Origin of the sequence: Paraconexibacter sp. AEG42_29 (assembly GCF_040581415.1) — a bacterium.
GTDB lineage: Bacteria > Actinomycetota > Thermoleophilia > Solirubrobacterales > Solirubrobacteraceae > Paraconexibacter.
Window position 1 is genome coordinate 2,591,506 of record NZ_CP114014.1, and the last position, 20,433, is coordinate 2,611,938.

The window sequence follows — 20,433 nt, forward strand, 5'->3', positions numbered from 1 at the left end:
CGGCCGACGGGCGGCACCCGACGTGAAAGACTCGCCCTATGCGCAGGTTCGAGTACGTCGGAGGCACATCGGCCAAGTTCTGGGAGATCGAGCAGGACGGTGCCGAGCTCAGGATCCGCTTCGGCCGCATGGAGACCGCCGGCCAGACGCAGGTCAAGGACCTGGGGACCGCCGAGAAGGCCACGGCGCAGGCCGAGAAGCTTGTCGCGGCGAAGGTCGGCAAGGGCTACATCGAGCAGGCGACGGACCCGAGCACTCCGGCGCCGACCGCGGCGGGGCCTGTCCCCGCTACCGCTGCCGCTCCCGCCGCACCGCCCGCTCCCGCCGCATCCTCCGCGCCTGCCGTCCCCGCGCCTGTCACGCCGCCGCCCGCGCCCGCCACACCGTCGGAACCCGCGGCACCACCGCCGGCCACTCCCGCTCCGGCCGCGCGCGACGAGCCACCGGAACTCCCGGACGAGGAGACGTTCGCACTCCCGTCGGCCTGGGCACGGCAGGCCGAGCCGTTCCGCGGTCGCCGTGCCGCCAAGCCCGTCGAGCTGGATCCGGCACCCGACGACCTCCTCGTGCGTCTCGACAAGGCGGTCGCGGAGGTGCTCGAGAACCCGAAGACCGACGCCGATCTGCGCGAGCGCACCGAGCTGCACCTCGGCACCCGGCGGACGGGCGTCCTGCGACGGCGGGCAGAGCAGGCCGACGACGTCCTGGGCGCGGCGGTGATGCTACTTGCGCGACCGGCGGTCGCGGACTGGCGACAGCGCGAGGTCCTGGCGCGGTCGGCCGACAACCTGATCGCGGCCCACGGCCTGGCGTTCGCGGCCGAGGCGTGCGCGCTCACGGGGTCGGTCGCCGTGGAGTGGACCACCGGCGTCGGCGCCTACGGGCACGGCGACGGCAAGTGGCTGCAGCGGGCCGACCCTGCCAACCCGCGCACCTGGGTGACCCGGGACATCCTGCAGCGGATGCGGGCGCACCTGGCGAGCACCGACGAGGCGACGTACGACGATGCCGTCGCCCGGCTCGCCGCGGTGCGGGCCGGCGCCGGCGCCGGCGTGCGGCTGCTCACGAGCTACCTCGCGCCGACCGAGCAGCAGTGGGTGGACGAGGACCTCGCCGACGCCCAGCAGCCGTCCAGCGACGACGCAGCCCTGCGCCTGGCCTCGGTCACCACCGCCGCCCAGGCCGGCGCGATCCTGGACGCAACGTCCAGGTGGGAGGTGCTGCGCCATGCCGAGCTCGTCTACTCCCTCGTCGCCAACCTCGGCCCTGACGCAGCCGCTCCGATCGCGCGGCTGCTCGACCCGAACCTCGACGCCGCCACGATCAAGCGGCTCCTCGGCCTGCTGGCGCAGCTGCCGACCGACGACGCGCTGACCGCTCTGCTGGACCGCCAGGACGAGAAGTACGTGTCCGCGGCGCTCATCGAGGCGATGCGCCGCTACCCGGTCCGGGCCCTCCGGCTGCTCGCCGGGCGGGCGACGGACGGGGGCGGCTCGGCCCGCGCAGGCGGCGACCTCCTGCGCGGGCACCTCCTCAGCCATCCCGGACTCGCCGACCGCCTCACCGACGCGCAGCTCGGCCCTGCCGCCCGTGCCGCCGTCGACGCCCTCCGAAGCGAGGCCGTCGGGACCGTCGCGGACCCGGCCCGCCTGCCGGCCGTCCTCGTGGCCCCGCCGTGGACGACGCGCACGAAGCGGGCCAAGCCGGTCGTGGTCCCGGGTCTGGCGGCGACAGCACCCGTGGCCCTGCGATGGGCGCCCGGGGAGCAGCAGCAGCACGCGAGCACCCGCATCCACGAGTGGCACCGCACCGACGACCTCGCCACCGCGATGCGGGGGTCCTACGCCGCACTGCACATCCTTGCCGCCGCCAAGCCGCGGCACGCGCGCCCGTACCTGGCGACGTGGGCGCCGACCGACGTCTACGACGGGCTCGTGCCGCTGCAGCGCATCCTCGCGCAGCACGAGGACGAAGCAATCCCGCTCGTCCTGCGGACCGTGGCGCGCCAGCCGTCGTCCCTGGCCGCGGCGCTGCTCCCCCTCGAGGGCCCACCCGTCGCCGCGCTGATGGCCGAGTGGCTCGTCCGGACCAAGTCGGTACGGCCGATCGCCCGCGCCTGGCTGGCCCGGCACCCGGCGGCCGCGGCGCGCGACCTCGTCCCCGCCGCGCTGGGCAAGCCGGGCAAGGAGCGGGCGGCGGCGGAGACGGCGCTGCGCGTGCTGGACGGCGCGGGGCACCGGGACGCGATCCGCGCAGCCGGCGCGTCCCACGGTGAGGCCGCGCTGACCGGGGTCGACGCGCTGCTGGCGGCCGACCCGCTGGAGCGGCTGCCGGCGAAGGTCCCGTCGCTACCGGGGTGGCTCGACCCGGCGCACCTGCCGCAGGTCCTGCTGCGCGAGCGCGACGCGGTCCTCCCGGTCGCGGCCACCGGCCACGTCTGCACGATGCTCGCGCTGTCCGCCCCCGGCGACACCTACGCCGGCGTCGAGGTCGTCCGCGACGCCTGCGACGCGGCATCGGTCGCCGAGATGGCGTGGGGGCTGTTCGAGCGCTGGGAGCAGGCCGGGTTTCCCGCCAAGGACGGCTGGGTGCTCGAGGGCCTCGGACTGCTCGGCGACGACGAGACGGTGCGCCGGCTCGCGCCGAAGATCCGCGCCTGGCCCGGCGACGGCGGCCACGCCCGGGCCGTGGCCGGCCTGGGCGTCCTGGCCGAGGTCGGCACCGACGTCGCCCTGATGCACCTGCACGGCATCGCGGAGAAGGTGAAGTTCAAGGGCCTGCGGACGAAGGCGCAGGAGCGGATGGCCGAGGTCGCCGACGGGCTGGGCCTGACCCCCGAGCAGCTGGCCGATCGCCTCGTGCCGGAGTTCGGCCTCGACCGGGACGGGACGCTCGTCCTGGACTACGGCCCGCGCCGGTTCCTCGTCGGCTTCGACGAGCAGCTGCGCCCGACGGTCGCCGACGCGGACGGGACGCGCCGCAAGACGCTCCCGAGGCCGGGGGCCAAGGACGACGAGGCGCTGGCGTCGGCGGCCTACGCCTCCTTCCGCGGGCTGAAGAAGGACGTCAAGACGATCGCCACGGACCAGATCCGCCGCTTCGAGCGGGCGATGGTCGCCGGCCGCCGCTGGACGGCGGAGGAGCAGCGCACCCTGTTCGTCGAGCACCCGCTCCTGTGGCACGTCGCCCGGCGCCTGGTGTGGGCGACGTTCGACGACGGCGGCGCGCCGACCGGCTCGTTCCGCGTGGCCGAGGACCGCACGCTCGCGGATTCCGCCGACGAGGAGCTCGTCCTGGACGACGCCACCCGCGTCGGGATCGCCCACCCCCTGCACCTCGGCCCGGCGCTCGGGACCTGGTCCGACGTCTTTGCCGACTACGAGATCCTGCAGCCGTTCCCGCAGCTCGGCCGCGAGACCTACGCGCTGACGGACGTCGAGCGCACCGGCCGGACGGTCCGCCGGCTGGACGGGCTGAGCATCGACACGGGCCGCGTGCTCGGCCTCTCGCACCGCGGCTGGGAGCGCGGCATGGCGCAGGACGCCGGGATCAGCGGGGTGGTGCAGAAGCCGCTGGCGGACGGCAACTGGCTGGTGATGAACCTCGACCCCGGGCTCATCGCCGGCGCCGCGATGGAGTGGGACAAGCAGAAGATCCCCGAGATCTGGATCAGCCCGGAGTCGGTCGACTGGGGCGAGAGCAAGGGCAGGCTGCGCTTCGACACGCTCGACGCCGTCACCGCGTCGGAGCTGCTCCGCGACGTCGAGCACCTGCGTGGCTGATCGCGGCCTGCGAGCCTTCCGCCCATGACGCGCGCCACGACCGACAGCGAGGACCCGGCTGCCCGCGTCCAGCGGCCCCCGGCCGAGCTCCGCTGGGCCGACGAGCTCGAGCGCCTGCGTACCGGCGACGAGAACCCGCGGCCACCCGGCTGGCAGCTCAGCGTCACCGCCGCGCGCCGCTTCATCATCGGCGACCGCAAGCTGGGCGTGACCCGCAAGTTCGTCGGCGACCCGTCGCTCATCGACCGGGCGCTGATCACCCTCGCGACCACCCGCGGGCTGCTGCTCGTGGGGGACCCGGGCACGGCGAAGTCGCTCCTGTCGGAGCTGCTGGCGGCAGCCGTCTCCGGGGACTCGACGCTCACGATCCAGGGCGGCGCGGCCACCACCGAGGACCAGATCCGGTACGGGTGGAACTACGCGCTCCTGGTCGCCGAGGGCCCGTCGACGCGGTCGCTCGTCCCCGCGCCGATCCTGCGCGGGATGTCACGCGGCAGCGTCGTCCGCTTCGAGGAGATCACGCGCTGCCCGCTGGAGGTCCAGGACTCGATCCTCTCGGTCCTGTCCGACCGCGTCATGGCGATCCCCGAGCTCGCCGGGCCGGAGGGGACGGCGTTCGCCCGCGAGGGCTTCAACGTCATCGCGACCGCCAACACCCGCGACCGCGGCGTCAACGAGATGAGCGCCGCCCTCAAGCGCCGCTTCAACTTCGAGACGGTCTTCCCGATCCCGGACTTCGACACCGAGCTGGAGCTCGTCGAGTCCGAGGCCGCGACCCTGCTGGCCCGCTCCGGAGTGCAGGCGGCGCCGCGCCGCGACGTCCTCGAGGTGCTCGTGACGACGTTCCGCGAGCTGCGCTCGGGCACCACCGATCACGGTGACGCGCTGGACCGCATGTCGTCGGTCATGAGCACGGCCGAGGCCGTCGCGGTCGCGCACGCCGTCGGCCTGCGCGGCTGGTTCCTGCGCGGGGAGCCGGGCGACGAGAGCGACATCGTCGCCTGCCTCGGCGGGACGGCCGCCAAGGACGACGCCGACGACCTCGCGCGCCTGCGGCGCTACCTCGAGCAGCAGGTGCCGCGCAAGAAGGGCCGCCACTGGAAGCGGCTGCACGAGGCGCGGCACGGCCTGCCGGGCTGACGAATGCCTGCGACGTTCATCGGCGTCCGCCATCACAGCCCGGCGTGCGCCCGGCTGGTCCGCGACGTCATCCGCGACCTGCGTCCGGCGCACGTGCTGATCGAGGGGCCGTCGGACATGAACGACCGCCTCGACGAGCTCCTGCTCGGGCACGGGCTTCCGGTCGCCGTGTTCACGAGCTACCGCGACGACGAGCGCCACCACGCCTCGTGGTCGCCGCTGTGCGAGCACTCGCCCGAGTGGATCGCGCTGACGGAGGGGCGCGCCGCCGGTGCCGACGTCCGCTTCATCGACCTGCCGGCGTGGCACCCGGCGTTCGCGTCGCTGACCAACCGCTACTCGGACGCCGAGCTGCGGCACGCCCGCGCCATCGAGCGGCTCTGCGAGGAGTTCGCGGTCGACAACGTCGACACGCTCTGGGACCACCTGTTCGAGATCGACCCGGACGCGCAGCTCGCCGACACGCTCGACGCCTACTTCGACCTGGTGCGCGGCGACGCCGTGGCGTCCGGCGAGGACGGCGCGCGTGAGGCGTTCATGGCCCGCTGGGTGGATGCAGCGGTGGCCGACGCCGGGGAGCGTCCCGTGGTCGTCGTCACCGGCGGGTTCCACCGGCCGGCGCTCGTCGCCGCGGCCGGCGCCGGGGCCGGGGCCGGAGCGGCGGGCGGGACGGGCGGCTGGCCGGACGTGCCGGCTTTCCCGCCGGGCGCGGTCGGCGGCAGCTACCTGGTGCCGTTCTCCTTCAAGCGCCTGGACGCCTTCGACGGCTACCAGTCCGGCATGCCCTCGCCGCGCTACTACCAGCGTCTGTGGGAGGCCGGGCCGGACGCCGCGGGCGACGAGATCATGCGCAGCGTCGTCCGCCGCCTGCGCGACCGGCGCCAGCCGGTGTCGACCGCGGACCTGGTCGCCGCCCGCACGCTGGCCGGCGGCTTGGCGCGGCTGCGCGGCCACCGGCACCCCGGCCGAGCAGACGTTCTCGACGCGCTCGTCGGCGCGCTGGTGAGCGACGCGCTCGATCGGCCGCCGCCCTGGACCTCACGCGGCCGGATCGCTGCGGGGACCGACCCGGTCATCGTCGAGATGGTCGCGGCACTGGCGGGCGACGTCGTCGGCCGGCTGCATCCGGACACGCCGCACCCGCCGCTCGTGCACGCGGTCGCGGCCGACCTCGAGCGGCTCGGGATTCCCGAGCGCGGGCAGCTGGCCCTGACGCTCACCGACGAGCCGGACCGTGCGCGCAGCCGGGTCCTGCACCGGTTGCGGCTGCTCGAGATCCCCGGCGTGGAGCGCACCGCCGGCCCCGCGTCGGGCGCGGACCCGACGCTCGACGAGGCCTGGACGCTCACGCAGACCGACCTGCGCCTGCCCGCGCTGATCGAGGCCGGCTCCTACGGCGCGACGCTCGACGCTGCGGCCGCCGCCGCCCTCGGCGGGGCGCTGGACGACGCCGGCGCCGACCCCGGTGCACTGGCGCGCGTGCTCTTCGACGCGGCGCTCTGCGGGCTGGACGCGCTGTCCGAGCAGGTCCTCGAGCGTGCGGCCGCCCTGATCGGCGGCGTCGGCGAGCTCGGCGGACTCGGCGAGCTGCTGGCGACCGCGCTCGGGCTCTGGCGCCACGACCGGCTGCTCGGCGCGCACGGCAGCCCCGCCCTGGCGACCGTCGTCGCCCGCTGCACCACGCGCGGCCTGTGGCTCGTCGAGGGCATCCGCGGCGGACCGGCCCCGGCCGACGACACGCGGCTGCGCGCGGTCGTCGCGCTGCGTGACGCGCTGCTCCATGCGGACGCGGTGCTGCCCGTGCCGCGCGATGCCGCGGTCGCCGTCTTCGCGCGGTCGGTGGCGGCCGACCGGCCGCCGGACCTGCGCGGTGCCTCGGTCGGGGTCACCTGGGTCTTCGCCGCAGCACAGGACCAGAGCCCAGACGCGGACGTGCGCGACGACGACGCGGCGCTGGAGCGTGCCGTGCGCGGCGCGGGCCGCCGCGAGACGCTCGGCGACTTCCTCGCGGGCCTGTTCGCCGTCGCCCGCGAGCAGGTCCTCGCCGCCGGGCCCGCGGGCGTCCTGGGGCTGCTGGACGAGCTGCTCTGCGAGCTGCCGGAGGACGACTTCCTGGTCGCGCTCCCGGCGCTGCGCCTGGCCTTCTCGTGGTTCCCGCCGCGCGAGCGGGAGCTGATCGCCGGCCGCCTGCTGCAGCGGCGCGGCGTGCAGGGGTCGGCGGGCTCGCTGCTACGGCTCGCCTCCGACCCGGAGCTGCTGCGCCGCGCGCGCACCGTCGAGGCGCGAGTCGACGAGCTGCTGGCGCGCGAGGCGCTGCTCGCCCCGGCCGAGAGCGCCGGCGATGGCTGACCCGGATCCCGAGCTCGAGCGCTGGCGGCTCGTCCTCGGCGAGGCGGCCGACGCGTGCACCGGCGGCGCCGGCCTGAGCGGCACGGCACGCTCGCGCGACGCCGCCCTGGACTGGCTCTACCAGCAGGACGGCGACCTCGATCGGCGCGACGTGCGCCGGTCGGCCGGCCACGGCCCGTCCGTGCTGACGACGCTCGACTGGCTCGAGGACATCCACCGGCTGTTCCCGCGCGAGACGATCGAGCGGCTCGAGCGCGACGCCGTCGAGCGCTACGAGATCCACGACGTCGTCACGGACCCGAACGTCCTGGAGCGCATCGAGCCCAACGCCACGCTGCTGAAGGCGGTGCTGCGCACGAAGCACCTGATGAATCCAGATGTCCTGCGCCTCGCCCGCCGGATCGTCGAGCAGGTGGTGCGCGAGATCATGGAGCGGATGGCGAGCGAGGTCCGCCACGCGTTCGGCGGGACCCGCGCGCGGACGCCGAGCCACCGGCCGCGCGCCAACGACTTCGACTTCCGCCGGACGATCCAGGCGAACCTGCGCCACTACCAGCCCGAGGAGCGCCGGCTCTACGTCGAGCGCGCGTACTTCCACGGCCGCACGCGGCGGCAGCTCGAGCAGTGGCAGGTGATCCTCGTCGTCGACCAGTCCGGGTCCATGGTCGGGTCCGTCATCCACTCGGCGGTCACCGCCGCGTGCCTGTGGGGCCTTCCGGGCGTGCGAGCCCACCTGGTCGCGTTCGACACCGACGTCGTCGACCTCACCGCCGACGTGGACGACCCGGTCGAGCTGCTGATGAAGGTGCAGCTGGGCGGGGGCACCGACATCGCCGGTGCGATGGCGTACGCGGCGGGGCTGGTCGACCAGCCCCGCCGCACGATCGTCGCGCTCGTGACCGACTTCTACGAGGGCGGGGACGAGTACCGGCTCGTGCGGACCGTCAAGGCCCTCGTCGAGCAAGGGACGCACGTCCTCGGCCTGGCCGCGCTCGACGAGGAGGCGAACCCCGCGTACGACCGCGAGCTCGCGCAGCGGCTGGCGGACGTCGGGGCGCACGTCGGCGCGATGACCCCGGGCGAGCTCGCGGGCTTCGTCGCCGACCGGATCGCCGCGGGATGAGCCCACGGGCGGACGTGCTCGCGCTCGACGACGACGCGCTGGCGTCGCTCGCGAACCGCGGCATCGTCAAGCGCGCCTCGCGCGAGGTCGCCGACGGCCGCGGACCCGCGGTGACGGACGACGCGGGGACCCTGACGGCGACCTTCGCAGACGGGACGCTGGTCGTCCTGCCGCCGTCCACGGTGCTCGAGGAGGCGCGCTGCAGCTGCCCGGCGTCGGGGGTGTGCCGGCACCGGGTCATGCTCGTCCTGGCCTATCGCGCGGCCGGTGACGACGGTGGTGCGGGCGACCCGCCGGCGGCGGACGAGCCGGCTGCGGCGGGCGACCCGGGTGCCGATGCAGCCGCCGCCGGCGCAGCGGCATGGTCCCCGGGCGCCTTCACGGACGCCGAGCTCGAGGCGCACCTCGGAACCCGGCCGCTGGCGGCCGCGCGACGGGCCCAGCGTGCGGGCTACCGGGCGCGGGTGCGGCGGGCCACGGCCGCCGACCCGATCGCGTCCGTCGAGCTCGCGTCGTGCACGGTGCGGTTCCTCGTCGCCCGCGAGCTCGGCTATGCGCGCGTCGACGCGGCCCGGGGCGAGCGCGCCGACGCCGTCGCGCTCGCGGTCTGGGCCTGTCGCACGGCGGACGCGTCCGGCGACGCCGCCGCGGTCGTCGAGCTGCAGGTCGGCGGCACCGGGTCCGCGGCCGGCGGGTCGGGGGCCGAGCCCGTCCTGGCGGTGATCGAGGACCTCCTCGCCGACGGCGTGGCCGCGACCGCGCCGGCCGCGGCGACAGCGATCGCCGCCGTCCGGCGGGCGCTCGAAGCAGTGAACCTGCGCTGGCACGTCGACCTGCTGGACGACCTCGCCGATCAGGTCGACGCCTACCGGACCCGCAGCGCCCGGTACGACCCGGCGCTCGCCGCTGCGTACGCCGCCGAGGCGATCGCGCGTCACCGCTCCGCGACGGGCGGCGGCGCCGCGCTGCGCGTGCAGGTCCTGGGGACCGAGGAGACCGCCGAGACCCCGCTACGCCTCCTGCGCCTCACGGGCCTCGGCGCCCGCGTGCACGGCGACGAGAGCTCCCGCACCGTCGAGGTCTACCTCGCCCACGGCGAGGCACGGGTCGTCCTGGCGCTGCGCCGCCGCGCGGACGCCGGCGGCGGCGCGGCCCCCACGGCGGCCGAGCTGGGACGTCGCAAGGCCGGCCGCGCGCGCCTGAGCGCGATTGCCGCGGGCAACGTCGTGACCGAGTCCGCGGTCCGGGCGGCGAACCGCATCGTGCGGATCGCCGACAGCCGCGTCGCGCGGACGACCGTCGCCCCGTCCGGCGGACGCTGGGACGACCTGCCGCCGGACCTCGTCGTCGAGGACCTCGAGGCCGAGGCGGCGCGGCTGGCCGCACTCCCGCCGTCGCTGGTCAGGGCCCGGGTCGTCGCAGACACGGTCCGCGCGGTCCGCGTGACCGCCGTCGAGGACCTGCACTTCCGGCCCGGGACGCAGCAGCTCGTGGCGACGATCCGCGCGCCGCACGGCACAGCGCGCCTGGTGGCGTCCCACTCCGCCGCGACGCCCGGGGCGATCGACGCGCTCGCGCGCGCCCTGTCCGGCGATACGGGTGAGGTCCGCTTCGTCGCCGGGCACCTGCGGCGCGCCGGTGGGGGCGTCGACCTCGAGCCGACCGCGGTGGCCGCGGGGTCCGACGTCGTGGTCCCTGCGTTCGCCGAGGCGTCCGGAGAGGCGCTCGGGGCGGGAGCGCCGGCGCCCGACGATGCGCTCGCGGCGGCCGTCAGCGAGGCGCTCGCGCTCACGGCAGAGCTCGTCCACCGCGGCCACCGGCACCTCGCGCCGGGGTGGGCCGCGCGCGCCGGGGCGTCCGCCGAGGTGCTCCGGCGGACCGGGCTCACCGCCGCCGCGGCCGCGGTCGACGCGCTCGCCGCCGCCGTCCGGGCGGGCGGGACGGAGCTCGTCGACCGCTGGGCCGACGCCCACATCCGGCTGCTCGTCACCGCCGAGCAGCTGTGACGTCGCCATGTTCGCGGTCCTCGCGCGGCCGGGCATGTCGAGAACGCGGGGGCGGCTCCGCTCATCCAGACAGAGGCCGCCCACCATGGTGCAGCCCACGACCGAAGGACGAGACCAAGATGCCCAAGTACCTGCTCCTCAAGCACTACAGCGGCGGCCCCGAGCCGCACCACCCGTTCCCGCCGCTCGACCAGTGGGCCCCGGAGGACGTCGAGGCGCACTTCGCCTTCCTGCGCAACGTCGGCGAGGTGCTGAGGGAGAGCGGCGAGTACGTGGACTCCCAGGCACTGACGCCGGCGCAGACCTGGGTCCGCTACGGCGGCCCCGACGCGGCCCCCGTCACGACCGACGGCCCCTTGCCCGAGACCACCGACCTGGTGGCCGGCTGGTACATGGTCGACGTCGACTCACGCGAGCGGGCGCTCGAGATCGCGGCCTACATCTCCTCCGAGCCCGGCCCTGGCGGCGGGCCGCTGCACGAGTGGATCGACGTGCGGGAGATCATGTCGCACGCCCCCGTGGCCGACTGACGGACATGCGCGACCGGCCTGGACAGCACCCCGACGAGCGGGCCCTGCGCGCGCTCGTCCCGCGGGTGCTCGCCGGCCTGGTCCGGCGCGGCGAGGACTTCGACGCCGCCGAGGACGCGTTGCAGGAGGCGCTCATCGAGGCGCTGCGGGCGTGGCCCGAGCACCCGCCGCAGGACCCGGCCGCCTGGCTTGCGACGGTCGCCACGCGGCGGATCGTCGACGCCCGTCGCAGCGAGGCCGCCCGCCGCCGCCGGGAGGACGTCCTCGCGGCCGAGCCCGAGCCGTCGCCGCCATCGCAGGCCGGTGTCGTCGACGGCGACGACACGCTCTTCCTGCTCTTCTGCTGCTGCCACCCGCACCTCACGCCCGCGTCGCAGGTCGCGCTGACGCTGCGCGCGGTCGGCGGCCTGACCACGCGGCAGATCGCCGACGCGTTCTACGTCCCGGAGGCGACGATGGCGCAGCGGATCAGCCGCGCCAAGCGCACGCTGTCGGGGGCGCCCGCCCTGCGCCTGGACCGGGCGGGCGACCTGGCCGTCGTCCTGCGGGTGCTGTACCTCGTCTACACGACGGGGCACGCGGGCCAGGTGGACCTCGCCGACGAGGCCATCCGCCTGGCGCGGCAGCTCACGCTCGCGACCGAGGAGCCGGAGGCCCGCGGGCTGCTGGCGCTGATGCTCCTCAACCACGCCCGCCGGGATGCGCGCATGGACGCCGAGGGTCGCATCGTCACGCTCGACCGGCAGGACCGCAGCCGCTGGGACACCCGCGAGATCGCGGAGGGGGTGCGCGTCCTGCAGTCGGCCCTCGCCGCGGGGCGTCCCGGCCGGTACCAGGTGCAGGCCGCGATCGCCGCGCTGCACGACGACGCGGCAAGCGCGGCCGAGACCGACTGGGTGCAGATCCTCGCGTGGTACGACGACCTGGTGGCGCTCACCGACGACCCCGTGCACACCGACCCCGCAGCGGTGCTGGGCCGCGCGGTCGCGGTCGGCCACGTGCTCGGCGGCGCCGCCGGCCTGCGCGAGACCGACCGGCTGCGCGAGGTGCTCTCGGGCCGCCATCGCTGGCATGCGGTCCGCGGCCACCTGCACGAGCTCGACGGCGACCTGGCCGCGGCCGGTGCCGCGTACGCCGAGGCCGCCCGCCGCGCGACGGACGTCGCCGAGCGCGAGCACCTGGTCCGCCAGGCCGCTCGCTCCCGCGCGTGACCGCGGGGCCTCAGGCCGGCGCGGTGCTCAGGCGGACTTCAGCGCGGTCAGCTGCGCCGGGGTGGGCGCCGGGACCGGCAGGGGGGAGGCACCGGCGGGCCGCAGCCCGTCCAGGACGATTCCCAGGTAGCGGCGCCAGAGGTCCGGGCTGATCGCGCCGCCGCCGCAGCACTTGCCGGTGACGCCGCCGACCGCGTAGAGCAGGAACGGGACGTCCTCGGCCTCGAGATCCCCGCGGACGACACCGGCGTCCTGCGCCCGTCCGATGAGCACGCCGAGCTGCGCCATCATCGCGTGGTGGCGGCGCTGCAGCTGCGGCTCGAGGAACAGCTCAGGGCCGACCGACTCGAGGAACCCACGGTCGCGCGCCTGCATCTCCGCGCACGCCGTGACGACGTGGACGATGCTGTCCCACGGGTCGTCGAACGTCTCGGCCCGGGTGATCGCGTCGGACAGGTCGTCGAGCCCGAGCTCGAGGGTGGCGAGCAGCAGGTCGTGCTTGTTCGGGAAGTGCCGGAACAGCGTTCCCGCGCCGACGCCGGCGCGGCGAGCGATCTCCGCCACGCTCGCGTCGGCTCCCTGCTCGGCGAAGACCTCCGCGGCGGCGGCCAGAACCCGCTCGCGGTTGCGCTTGGCGTCGGCGCGCAGGGGGCGCACGGCGTCGCCGCAGTCCCCCGTCTCAACGTCGTGCGCCGGCACCGTGCTCATGATCAGAGCCTAGCCGGACCATGGTGCTCTGCGTTGCAGATCACCATGGTCCCGGGCTCAGGCCGCCTCCGAGTACGCCGGCAACGACACGTCTGCATCGGCCCGCTCCAGCTGGACGGCATCGGCCGTGTCGACGGCCGCGGCCGGCACGCGCTCGTCCTGCAGCACCAGCGCCGCAGCGACGATCGCCAGCGCCGCGATGGCGGCGGCGATGTAGAAGGCGACGTGGAAGCCCGCGTTCAGGGCGGCCAGGTCGGTCGCGCCGGCCTCGAGCTTCGCCGTGGTGCGCTCGGCGGCGAAGGTGGCCAGGACCGACAGCGCGATCGCGCCGCCCACCTGCATCGACGTGTTCACCAGGCCCGACGCGATCCCGGAGTCCTCCGGCGTCGAGCCCGACATCGCGAGGCCCATGATCGACGGGAAGCTGAGCCCCGCGCCGAGGCCGAGCAGCAGCATCGACGGCAGGATGTTGACCGCGTACGAGCCGTCGACCGGCGCCAGCGAGAACAGCAGGACGCCGGCGACGATCAGGGTCAGGCCGCCCATCAGGACGTTCCGCGGGCCGAAGCGCTCGGCCATCGGCTGCGCGCCCTTGGTGGAGACCCCGCCCAGCAGGAGCGTCATCGGCAGGAAGGCCAGCCCGATCTCGATCGGGCTGTAGCCCAGGATCTCACCGGCGTATCGGGCACCGAAGAAGAAGATGCTGAACATGCCGGCGAGCACGCCGAGCAGGACGAGGTTCGCGCCGGTGACGTTCCGCGAGCGGAAGATCCGCAGCGGTAGCAGCGGGTGGGCGATCCGCGCCTGGCGGACGACGAAGCCGGTCAGCAGGACGGCCGCCACGGCCGCGAGGCCGAGCGTCTGGGTGGAGCCCCAGCCCTGCTTCTCGACGCCGACGATCGCGTAGACGGCGATCATCAGGCCGCCGGTCAGCATCGCCGCGCCGGGCACGTCGACCTTGTTCTCCTTCAGGCCCAGGCCGGGACGGTCGGGGACGAGGCGCTTGGCCAGGACGACGGTCGCGACGCCGATGGGCAGGTTCACGAAGAAGATCCAGTGCCAGCTGAGGACGTCGGTGAGCAGGCCGCCGAGGAGGAGGCCGACCGAGCCGCCGGCGGAGGCGACGAACGAGTACACGCCGATCGCCTCGCCCTGGGCGCGGGGCTCCTTGTACATCGTGATGATCATCCCGAGGATGACGGAGGAGCCGAGGGCGCCGCCGACGCCCTGCAGGAAGCGCGCGCCGATCAGCATCTCCTGGCTCTCGGCGAGGCCGCAGAGCAGTGAGGCGAAGGTGAACAGCGACATGCCCCAGAGGAACATGCGCCGCTGCCCGATCAGGTCACCGATGCGGCCGGACAGCATCAACAGGCCGCCGAACGGGATCAGGTAGGCGTTCAGCACCCAGGTCAGGTTGCCGTCGGAGAAGTTCAGGCTGTCCTTCAGGACGGGGAGTGCGGTGTTCACGATCGTCCCGTCCAGGACGATCATCAGCATGCCCAGGCAAAGGATGTAGAGCGCGATCCTGTCGCGGCGGTGGGCGGTGTCGGCGGGGCTCATGGAGCGTCTCCTGCGAAGTGGGTGGGGGTCTTGGGAGGGACCGCGCACACCAAGCGGAGCACGCGATCCGCTTGGACAGTACCAATACCGGATCGCGTGCTCCGTTTACATCTGTGAACGCGCAGCCGCCCCGCGCCCCGGAGCCTGCGCTAGACGACCTGCGCCGCCGCGTGTCCAGAGGCCCACGCCCACTGGAAGTTGAACCCGCCCAGGTGACCGGTGACGTCCAGCACCTCGCCGATGAAGTAGAGGCCCGGATGCCGGCGCGACTCCATCGTCTTGGGCGACACCTCTCGGGTGTCCACGCCGCCCAGGGTGACCTCGGCGGTGCGGTAGCCCTCGGTGCCGGCGGGGACGACCGGCCATGCCCCGAGCCGGTCCGCGACCTCGCGCAGGCCGGCCGGGGTGAACTGCTTCATCGGTTTCGCGGCGAACCAGCGCTCGGTCAGGAGCGTCGCCATCTTCTTCGTGAAGACCTCGCTCAGCACGGTCCGGAGCTCGGCGTCGGGGCGCGCGGCCTGCTGGCCCTGCAGCCACTCGAGCGCGTCGCGGTCCGGCAGCAGGTTGATCTGCACCGCGTCGCCCAGGTGCCAGAACGAGGAGATCTGCAGGACCGCGGGACCGCTCAGGCCCCGGTGGGTGAAGAGGATGTTCTCGCTGAAGCTCTGGCCGTTGCAGCTCACGACCGCGGCCACCGAGGTCCCGGACAGCTCCGTGCAGAGGTCCTTCAGCTGGTCGGTGATGATGAACGGCACCAGCCCGGCGCGGGTGGGCAGGACGTCGTGGCCGAACTGGCGCGCGATGTCGTAGCCGAACCCCGTCGCCCCGAGGGTCGGGATCGACAGGCCGCCCGTGGCGATCACCAGGGACTCCGCGACGACGTCACCGAGGTCGGTGTGGAGCAGGTAACCGGCGTCGGTCCGCTCGACCTGCTGCACCGTGGTGTTCAGGCGCAGGTCCACGCCGGCCTGCGCGCACTCGTCCAGGAGCATGTTGAGGATGTCCTTGGCCTTGTTGTCGCAGAACAGCTGGCCCAGCTTCTTCTCGTGGTACGGCACGCCGTGCCGGCTCACCATCGCGATGAAGTCCCACTGCGTGTAGCGGGCCAGGGCCGACTTGCAGAAGTGCGGGTTCTGCGAGAAGAAGTTGTCCGGTTCGGCGTACAGGTTCGTGAAGTTGCACCGCCCGCCACCGGACATCAGGATCTTCTTGCCGGCCTTGTTCGAGTGGTCGACGAGCAGCACATCGCGGCCGCGGGCGGCGGCGGTCAGGGCGCACATGAGGCCGGCGGCACCGGCGCCGATGATCGCGACGTCGACGGGCCGCACGCCGGCATCATGGGCACCGTCCTGGGCGCGTGTCACCAGCGCTGGTGGACCGAGGGCGCGATCCGCTCCTGGTAGACGCGGGCGACGGCCGCCATTGCCTCGTCACTCAGCGCCGGGAGCTCGGCTGCGGCGGCGTTGCCGGCCGCCTGCTCGGGGGTGCGCGCGCCCGGGATCACCGTCGACACGGCGTCGTGCATGAGGATCCACCGCAGCGCGAGCGCGGCGAGCGTCCCGCCTTCGGGCACGAGGGCGCGCAGCTCCTCGACCGCATCGAGGCCGACGTCGAACGGGACCCCGGCGAACGTCTCGCCGACGTCGAACTGCTCGCCGCTGCGGTTGAACGTCCGGTGGTCGTCGGCGGCGAACGTCGTCGCCTTGTCGTAGCGGCCGCTGAGCAGCCCGGACGCGAGCGGGACCCGCACGATGACCCCGACGCCGCGGGCGGCGGCCTCGCGCAGGAAGAGCGTCGCGGGCCGCTGGCGGAACGCGTTGAAGATGATCTGGACGGTGGCGACGCCCGGGTACTCGATCGCCTTCAGCGCCTCCTCGACGCGTTCGACGCTGACGCCGTACGCCGCGATGCGCCCCTCGCCGACCATCGCGTCCAGGTCCGCGAAGACCTCCGGGTGGTAGTAGAGCGCGGTCGGCGGGCAGTGCAGCTGGACGAGGTCGAGCGTGTCCACGCCGAGGTTCTGGCGGGAACGGTCGTTCCAAGCGCGGAAGTTCGCGGGGGAGTAGTTCTCGACCGTCTGGTCCAGGCGGCGGCCCATCTTCGAAGCCGCGACCAGGCCTTCGCCGGCGCGCTCGCGCAGCAGCCGGCCGACCAGGCGCTCGGACCGGCCGTCGCCGTAGACGTCGGCGGTGTCGAAGAACGTGACGCCCGCGTCGGCCGCGCCGTGCAGCGTGGCAAGCGCGGTGGCCTCGTCGACGTCACCCCAGTCGGCGCCGATCTGCCACGCGCCGAAGCCGATCTCCGAGACGTCGTAGGGGCCGAGCTTGCGAGTGCGCATCGCAAGAGCGTAGACGCCGTCTGCGAGCATCGGCCGCATGACGAGAACGCGCATCGGGCTGGCCGGCTACGGCTTCGGCGGGCGGATCTTCCACGCGCCGCTCATCGCGGCCGCGGACGGCTGCGAGCTCGCCGGGGTCATCACGCGATCCGCCGAGCGCCGGGCCGAGCTGGCGGCCCAGCACCCAGGTGTCCCTGCCTACGACTCGCTCGCGGCGCTCGCCGCCGACGGCGTGGACGCGGTCGCCATCTCGACGCCGGCGGACACCCACGTGCCGCTCGTCCTGGAGGCGATCGGGCTCGGGCTGGCCGTCGTCTGCGACAAGCCGTTCGCGCTCGACGAGGCCCAGGGGCGCGCCGCGGTCGCGGCGGCCGCAGCCGCCGGCACGGTCCTCACCGTCTACCAGAACCGGCGCTGGGACTCGGACTTCCTGACCGTGCGGCGCCTCGTGGACGACGGCACCCTCGGCGACGTCAGCCTGTTCGAGTCGACCTTCGAGCGCTTCTCGCCCGATGCGGGTCCGTCGCCGTCCGGCGCCGGCATCCTGCGCGACATCGGCAGCCATCTGGTCGACCAGGCCCTGCTGCTGTTCGGCCCGGTCGCGTCCGTTTACGGCGAGCTGCACATGCGGGGCGACCTGGACGATCGCTTCTTTGCGGCGCTGCGACACGCGGGCGGCGTGACCACGCACCTGAGCGGTGACTGGACCCAGGGCGCGCCGGCGCCCCGATTCCGCGTGCGCGGGTCTGCGGGCAGCTACGTGACGTGGGGGATGGACGGCCAGGAGCCCGCGCTCATCGCGGGCCGGACCCCGGCGGCCGACGGCGCGGGGTGGGGGATGGAGCCCGAGGCGCGTTGGGGTCGCCTGCAGCGCGGCGAGCAGGGCGAGCCCGTCCCGAGCGAGCGCGGCCGCTGGGACTCGTTCTACCCCGCGTTCGGTGCTGCGGTCCGCGGCGAAGGCCCGGTACCGGTCGATCCGCAGGACGCGATCACCGCGCTCACGGTGCTCGACGCGATCCGCCGCAGCGCGACCGAGGGCCGCTCGCTCGAGCTCTGAACCCGGTCGTCAGGCGCGGCGCCGTCGTTCGACCACAGAGAGGATGAACTTGGCCGGTCGAGTTGGACATCTTGTCGAATCAGGGCCGCCTGAGGAACTCCGGGGCGCCCAAACGCGGCAGGCAGGCCCTGATCGTGGCAGGAGTTACCTCTGTGCCCGTCGCTATTCGCGGGCTGCGGTAAGTATTTCGTTTGGAGACTTGACAAAAGGGTGGCGTGGCGGAGATGGTCGTCCCAGCCGTGTCCGATCCCCGTCCGTCCTCCATGCAGCTGCTCCGCGCGAGCAACCACCTCCAGGTCGTGCACGTGATGACGGCGCTCGGGCAGACGACCCGCGCGGAGCTCTCTCGTCGCACCGGCCTGTCGCGGACGACGATCTCCGCGATCGTGGGCGACATGCTCGAGGTCGGCGTCGTCGTCGAGCAGGAGGCGGCGGCCGCGGGGCAGATCGGCCGCCCGCCGATCATGCTGACGCTGCAGCCCGGCGCCGCCCACGCGATCGGGATCGACTTCGACCACGACAAGGTGCACGTGGCCATCAGCGACCTCGCGGGGGCCGTGATCGCGGAGGGGCACGCCTCGTGGGACGTCGACGGCGACGCGCGCGGTGCCATGAACTGCGCGGGCTCGCTCATCGAGCAGGCCGTCGCCACCGCCGGCGTGGACCCGACCCGGGCCCTCGGCGCCGGTGTGGCGCTCGCCGGGCCGATCGACCCCGCTACCGGTGCGGTGCACCCGGCGTCGGGCGTCCTGCCGAGCTGGCTCGGGCTGGATCCGCGTGCCGAACTCGAGCAGGCGCTGGGGACGAAGGTCTACATCGACAACGACGCCAACCTCGGGGCGCTCGCGGAGTTCACGACCGGTGCCGGACGCGGGGCGACCGCCCTGGCGTACATCGCGATCTCCGCGGGGGTCGGCGCCGGGTTCCTCATCGACGGCCAGCCGTTCCGCGGGCACCGCGGGCTGGCCGGGGAGTTCGGCCACATCCTGATCGACGCCTCGGGCACCCTGTGCCGCTGTGGCAACCGCGGCTGCCTGGAGACCGTCGTGTCGGGACCGGCGCTCACCGCCCTGCTGCACGCGGGGCAGGGCATCAGCCTGACCACCGCCGAGCTCGTGACGCGGGCCCGTGAGGGCGACCGCGGCAGCCGGCGCCTGATTGCCGACGCCGGCCAGGCCATCGGCACCGCGCTGGCGTCGCTGGTCGCCGTCTACGGCCCCGACGTGGTCGTCATCGGCGGCGACCTCGGCGAGGCCGGCGACCTGCTGCTGGACCCGGTCCGCGAGACCGTCCGCCGCTTCGCACCGCCGGCGACGACCGAGGGCCTGCAGATCGCCCAGGGCGCACTGGGCGACCGCGCGATCCTGCTCGGCGCGCTGGCGCTGGTCGTCCGGCAGTCCGGCGAGATCGTCGCCGGCCGCGTCGCCGAGGCGATGGCCTCGTGACCCACAACTTCCCCACGACGTGTCCCAACAACAGGAGGAGAGAACTCTTATGCGCAGGTTGAAACTAGGCACCGTCGCCGCGTGCGGCGTGCTCGCGATGACCGGGCTGGCCGCGTGCGGCAGCGACGACGAAGGCAGCTCTACGGGTTCGGCGGCCGGTACGTCGACGGGGACGAGCACCACCAGTGAGAAGAAGGCCGGCAAGGTCGCGGTCCTCCTCCCGGACTCCAAGAGCTCGGTGCGCTGGGAGACGGTCGACCGCCCGTTCCTGAAGAAGGCGTTCGAGGACGCCGGGGTCGAGGTGTCGATCTCCAACGCCGAGGGCGACAAGTCCGCGCAGCAGCAGCAGGCCGAGCAGGCCATCACCAACGGCGCGAAGGTGCTGCTCCTGGTGAACCTGGACTCCGGGTCCGGCGCGGCGATCGAGGCCAACGCCAAGTCCCGGGGCGTCAAGGTCATCAACTACGACCGCCTGACGCTGAAGGGCTCGGCCGACTACTACGTGTCGTTCGACAACGAGGCCGTCGGCAAGCTCCAGGGCACCGAAATGGCGAAGGCGCTCGAGGGCAAGGCCGGCGCACAGGTCGTCGAGCTGAACGGCTCGCCGACGGACAACAACGCGACGCTGTTCAAGAACGGCTACGACTCGGTCCTCGACCCGCTCTACGAGAGCGGCAAGCTCAAGAAGGTCGCCGATCAGTCGGTGCCGGACTGGGACAACCAGAAGGCGCTGACGATCTTCGAGCAGATGCTGCAGAAGGCCAGCAACAAGGTCGACGGCGTCGTCGCGGCCAACGACGGCCTGGGCAACGCGGCGATCTCCGCGCTCAAGCAGCGCAAGCTGCCCCAGATCCCGGTCACCGGCCAGGACGCGACGCTGCAGGGCCTGCAGAACATCATCGCGGGCGACCAGTACATGACCGTCTACAAGGCGATCAAGAAGGAGGCCGACGCGGCCGCCAAGCTGGCCATCGCGCTCGCCAAGGGCGAGGAGCCCGCGGCCGGCCTGGTGAACGGCGAGACGGCGGACGGCTCGCGCCAGGTGCCGTCGGTGCTGCTGAAGCCCGAGGCGGTCACCAAGGAGAACGTCGGCACGTTCTTCGGCCAGCCGGACTACCCCAAGCGGGACGAGGTCTGCGCGGGCAAGCTCGCCGCTCCCTGCAAGACGCTCGGCCTCTAGCCCG

At 74.1% G+C, this 20,433-nt stretch carries 14 protein-coding genes; 10 read left to right on the forward strand and 4 right to left on the reverse strand.

Annotated elements, in window-relative coordinates; genetic code table 11:
- The first annotated feature begins 38 nt into the window (after positions 1 to 38).
- The 7 genes from DSM112329_RS12495 to DSM112329_RS12525 all read left to right on the forward strand — a co-directional run bounded on the left by DSM112329_RS12495 (position 39) and on the right by DSM112329_RS12525 (position 12,141).
- Positions 39 to 3,782 carry a DUF4132 domain-containing protein gene (locus tag DSM112329_RS12495; protein ID WP_354702148.1) on the forward strand — a complete coding sequence of 1,248 codons (3,744 nt, stop codon included), beginning with the start codon at positions 39 to 41 and terminating at the stop codon, positions 3,780 to 3,782.
- Between the two features lie 24 nt (positions 3,783 to 3,806).
- Entirely contained in the window at positions 3,807 to 4,922 is a 1,116-nt protein-coding gene (locus DSM112329_RS12500) for an AAA family ATPase (protein ID WP_354702149.1), read from the forward strand.
- A 3-nt stretch (positions 4,923 to 4,925) separates the two neighbouring features.
- Entirely contained in the window at positions 4,926 to 7,271 is a 2,346-nt protein-coding gene (locus DSM112329_RS12505) for a DUF5682 family protein (protein WP_354702150.1), read from the forward strand.
- A complete protein-coding gene (locus DSM112329_RS12510) occupies positions 7,264 to 8,394 on the forward strand; it encodes a VWA domain-containing protein (protein WP_354702151.1) in 1,131 nt (376 codons plus the stop codon). The genes DSM112329_RS12505 and DSM112329_RS12510 overlap by 8 nt, the downstream gene beginning before the upstream one ends.
- A complete protein-coding gene (locus DSM112329_RS12515) occupies positions 8,391 to 10,400 on the forward strand; it encodes a hypothetical protein (RefSeq protein ID WP_354702152.1) in 2,010 nt (669 codons plus the stop codon). Before DSM112329_RS12510 ends, DSM112329_RS12515 begins: the two co-directional genes overlap by 4 nt.
- 119 nt (positions 10,401 to 10,519) lie before the next feature.
- Positions 10,520 to 10,930, forward strand: coding sequence for a YciI family protein (locus DSM112329_RS12520; protein ID WP_354702153.1), 411 nt, complete (start codon positions 10,520 to 10,522; stop codon positions 10,928 to 10,930).
- 5 nt (positions 10,931 to 10,935) lie between these two features.
- Positions 10,936 to 12,141: a sigma-70 family RNA polymerase sigma factor gene (locus DSM112329_RS12525; protein ID WP_354702154.1), complete on the forward strand. Its 1,206-nt coding sequence runs from the start codon at positions 10,936 to 10,938 to the stop codon at positions 12,139 to 12,141.
- Between the two features lie 27 nt (positions 12,142 to 12,168).
- On the opposite strand, the gene DSM112329_RS12530 is transcribed toward DSM112329_RS12525, so the two are convergent.
- The 4 genes from DSM112329_RS12530 to DSM112329_RS12545 form a co-directional block, all read right to left on the reverse strand.
- A complete protein-coding gene (locus DSM112329_RS12530) occupies positions 12,169 to 12,849 on the reverse strand; it encodes a TetR/AcrR family transcriptional regulator (protein WP_354702155.1) in 681 nt (226 codons plus the stop codon).
- Between the two features lie 57 nt (positions 12,850 to 12,906).
- Entirely contained in the window at positions 12,907 to 14,409 is a 1,503-nt protein-coding gene (locus DSM112329_RS12535) for an MFS transporter (protein WP_354702156.1), read from the reverse strand.
- A 149-nt stretch (positions 14,410 to 14,558) separates the two neighbouring features.
- A complete protein-coding gene (locus DSM112329_RS12540) occupies positions 14,559 to 15,737 on the reverse strand; it encodes an NAD(P)/FAD-dependent oxidoreductase (protein WP_354702157.1) in 1,179 nt (392 codons plus the stop codon).
- Positions 15,738 to 15,769: 32 nt separating this feature from the next.
- A complete protein-coding gene (locus DSM112329_RS12545; protein WP_354702158.1) occupies positions 15,770 to 16,747 on the reverse strand; it encodes an aldo/keto reductase in 978 nt (325 codons plus the stop codon).
- Positions 16,748 to 16,784: 37 nt separating this feature from the next.
- Between DSM112329_RS12545 and DSM112329_RS12550 the strand changes: the two genes are divergently transcribed.
- The 3 genes from DSM112329_RS12550 to DSM112329_RS12560 all read left to right on the forward strand — a co-directional run bounded on the left by DSM112329_RS12550 (position 16,785) and on the right by DSM112329_RS12560 (position 20,429).
- Positions 16,785 to 17,804: a Gfo/Idh/MocA family oxidoreductase gene (locus tag DSM112329_RS12550; protein ID WP_354702159.1), complete on the forward strand. Its 1,020-nt coding sequence runs from the start codon at positions 16,785 to 16,787 to the stop codon at positions 17,802 to 17,804.
- A 239-nt stretch (positions 17,805 to 18,043) separates the two neighbouring features.
- Positions 18,044 to 19,249 (forward strand): ROK family transcriptional regulator, encoded by a 1,206-nt coding sequence (locus DSM112329_RS12555; RefSeq protein ID WP_354702160.1) that lies wholly within the window; start codon positions 18,044 to 18,046, stop codon positions 19,247 to 19,249.
- Between the two features lie 49 nt (positions 19,250 to 19,298).
- Positions 19,299 to 20,429 (forward strand): substrate-binding domain-containing protein, encoded by a 1,131-nt coding sequence (locus DSM112329_RS12560; protein WP_354702161.1) that lies wholly within the window; start codon positions 19,299 to 19,301, stop codon positions 20,427 to 20,429.
- The last annotated feature ends 4 nt before the right edge of the window (positions 20,430 to 20,433 follow it).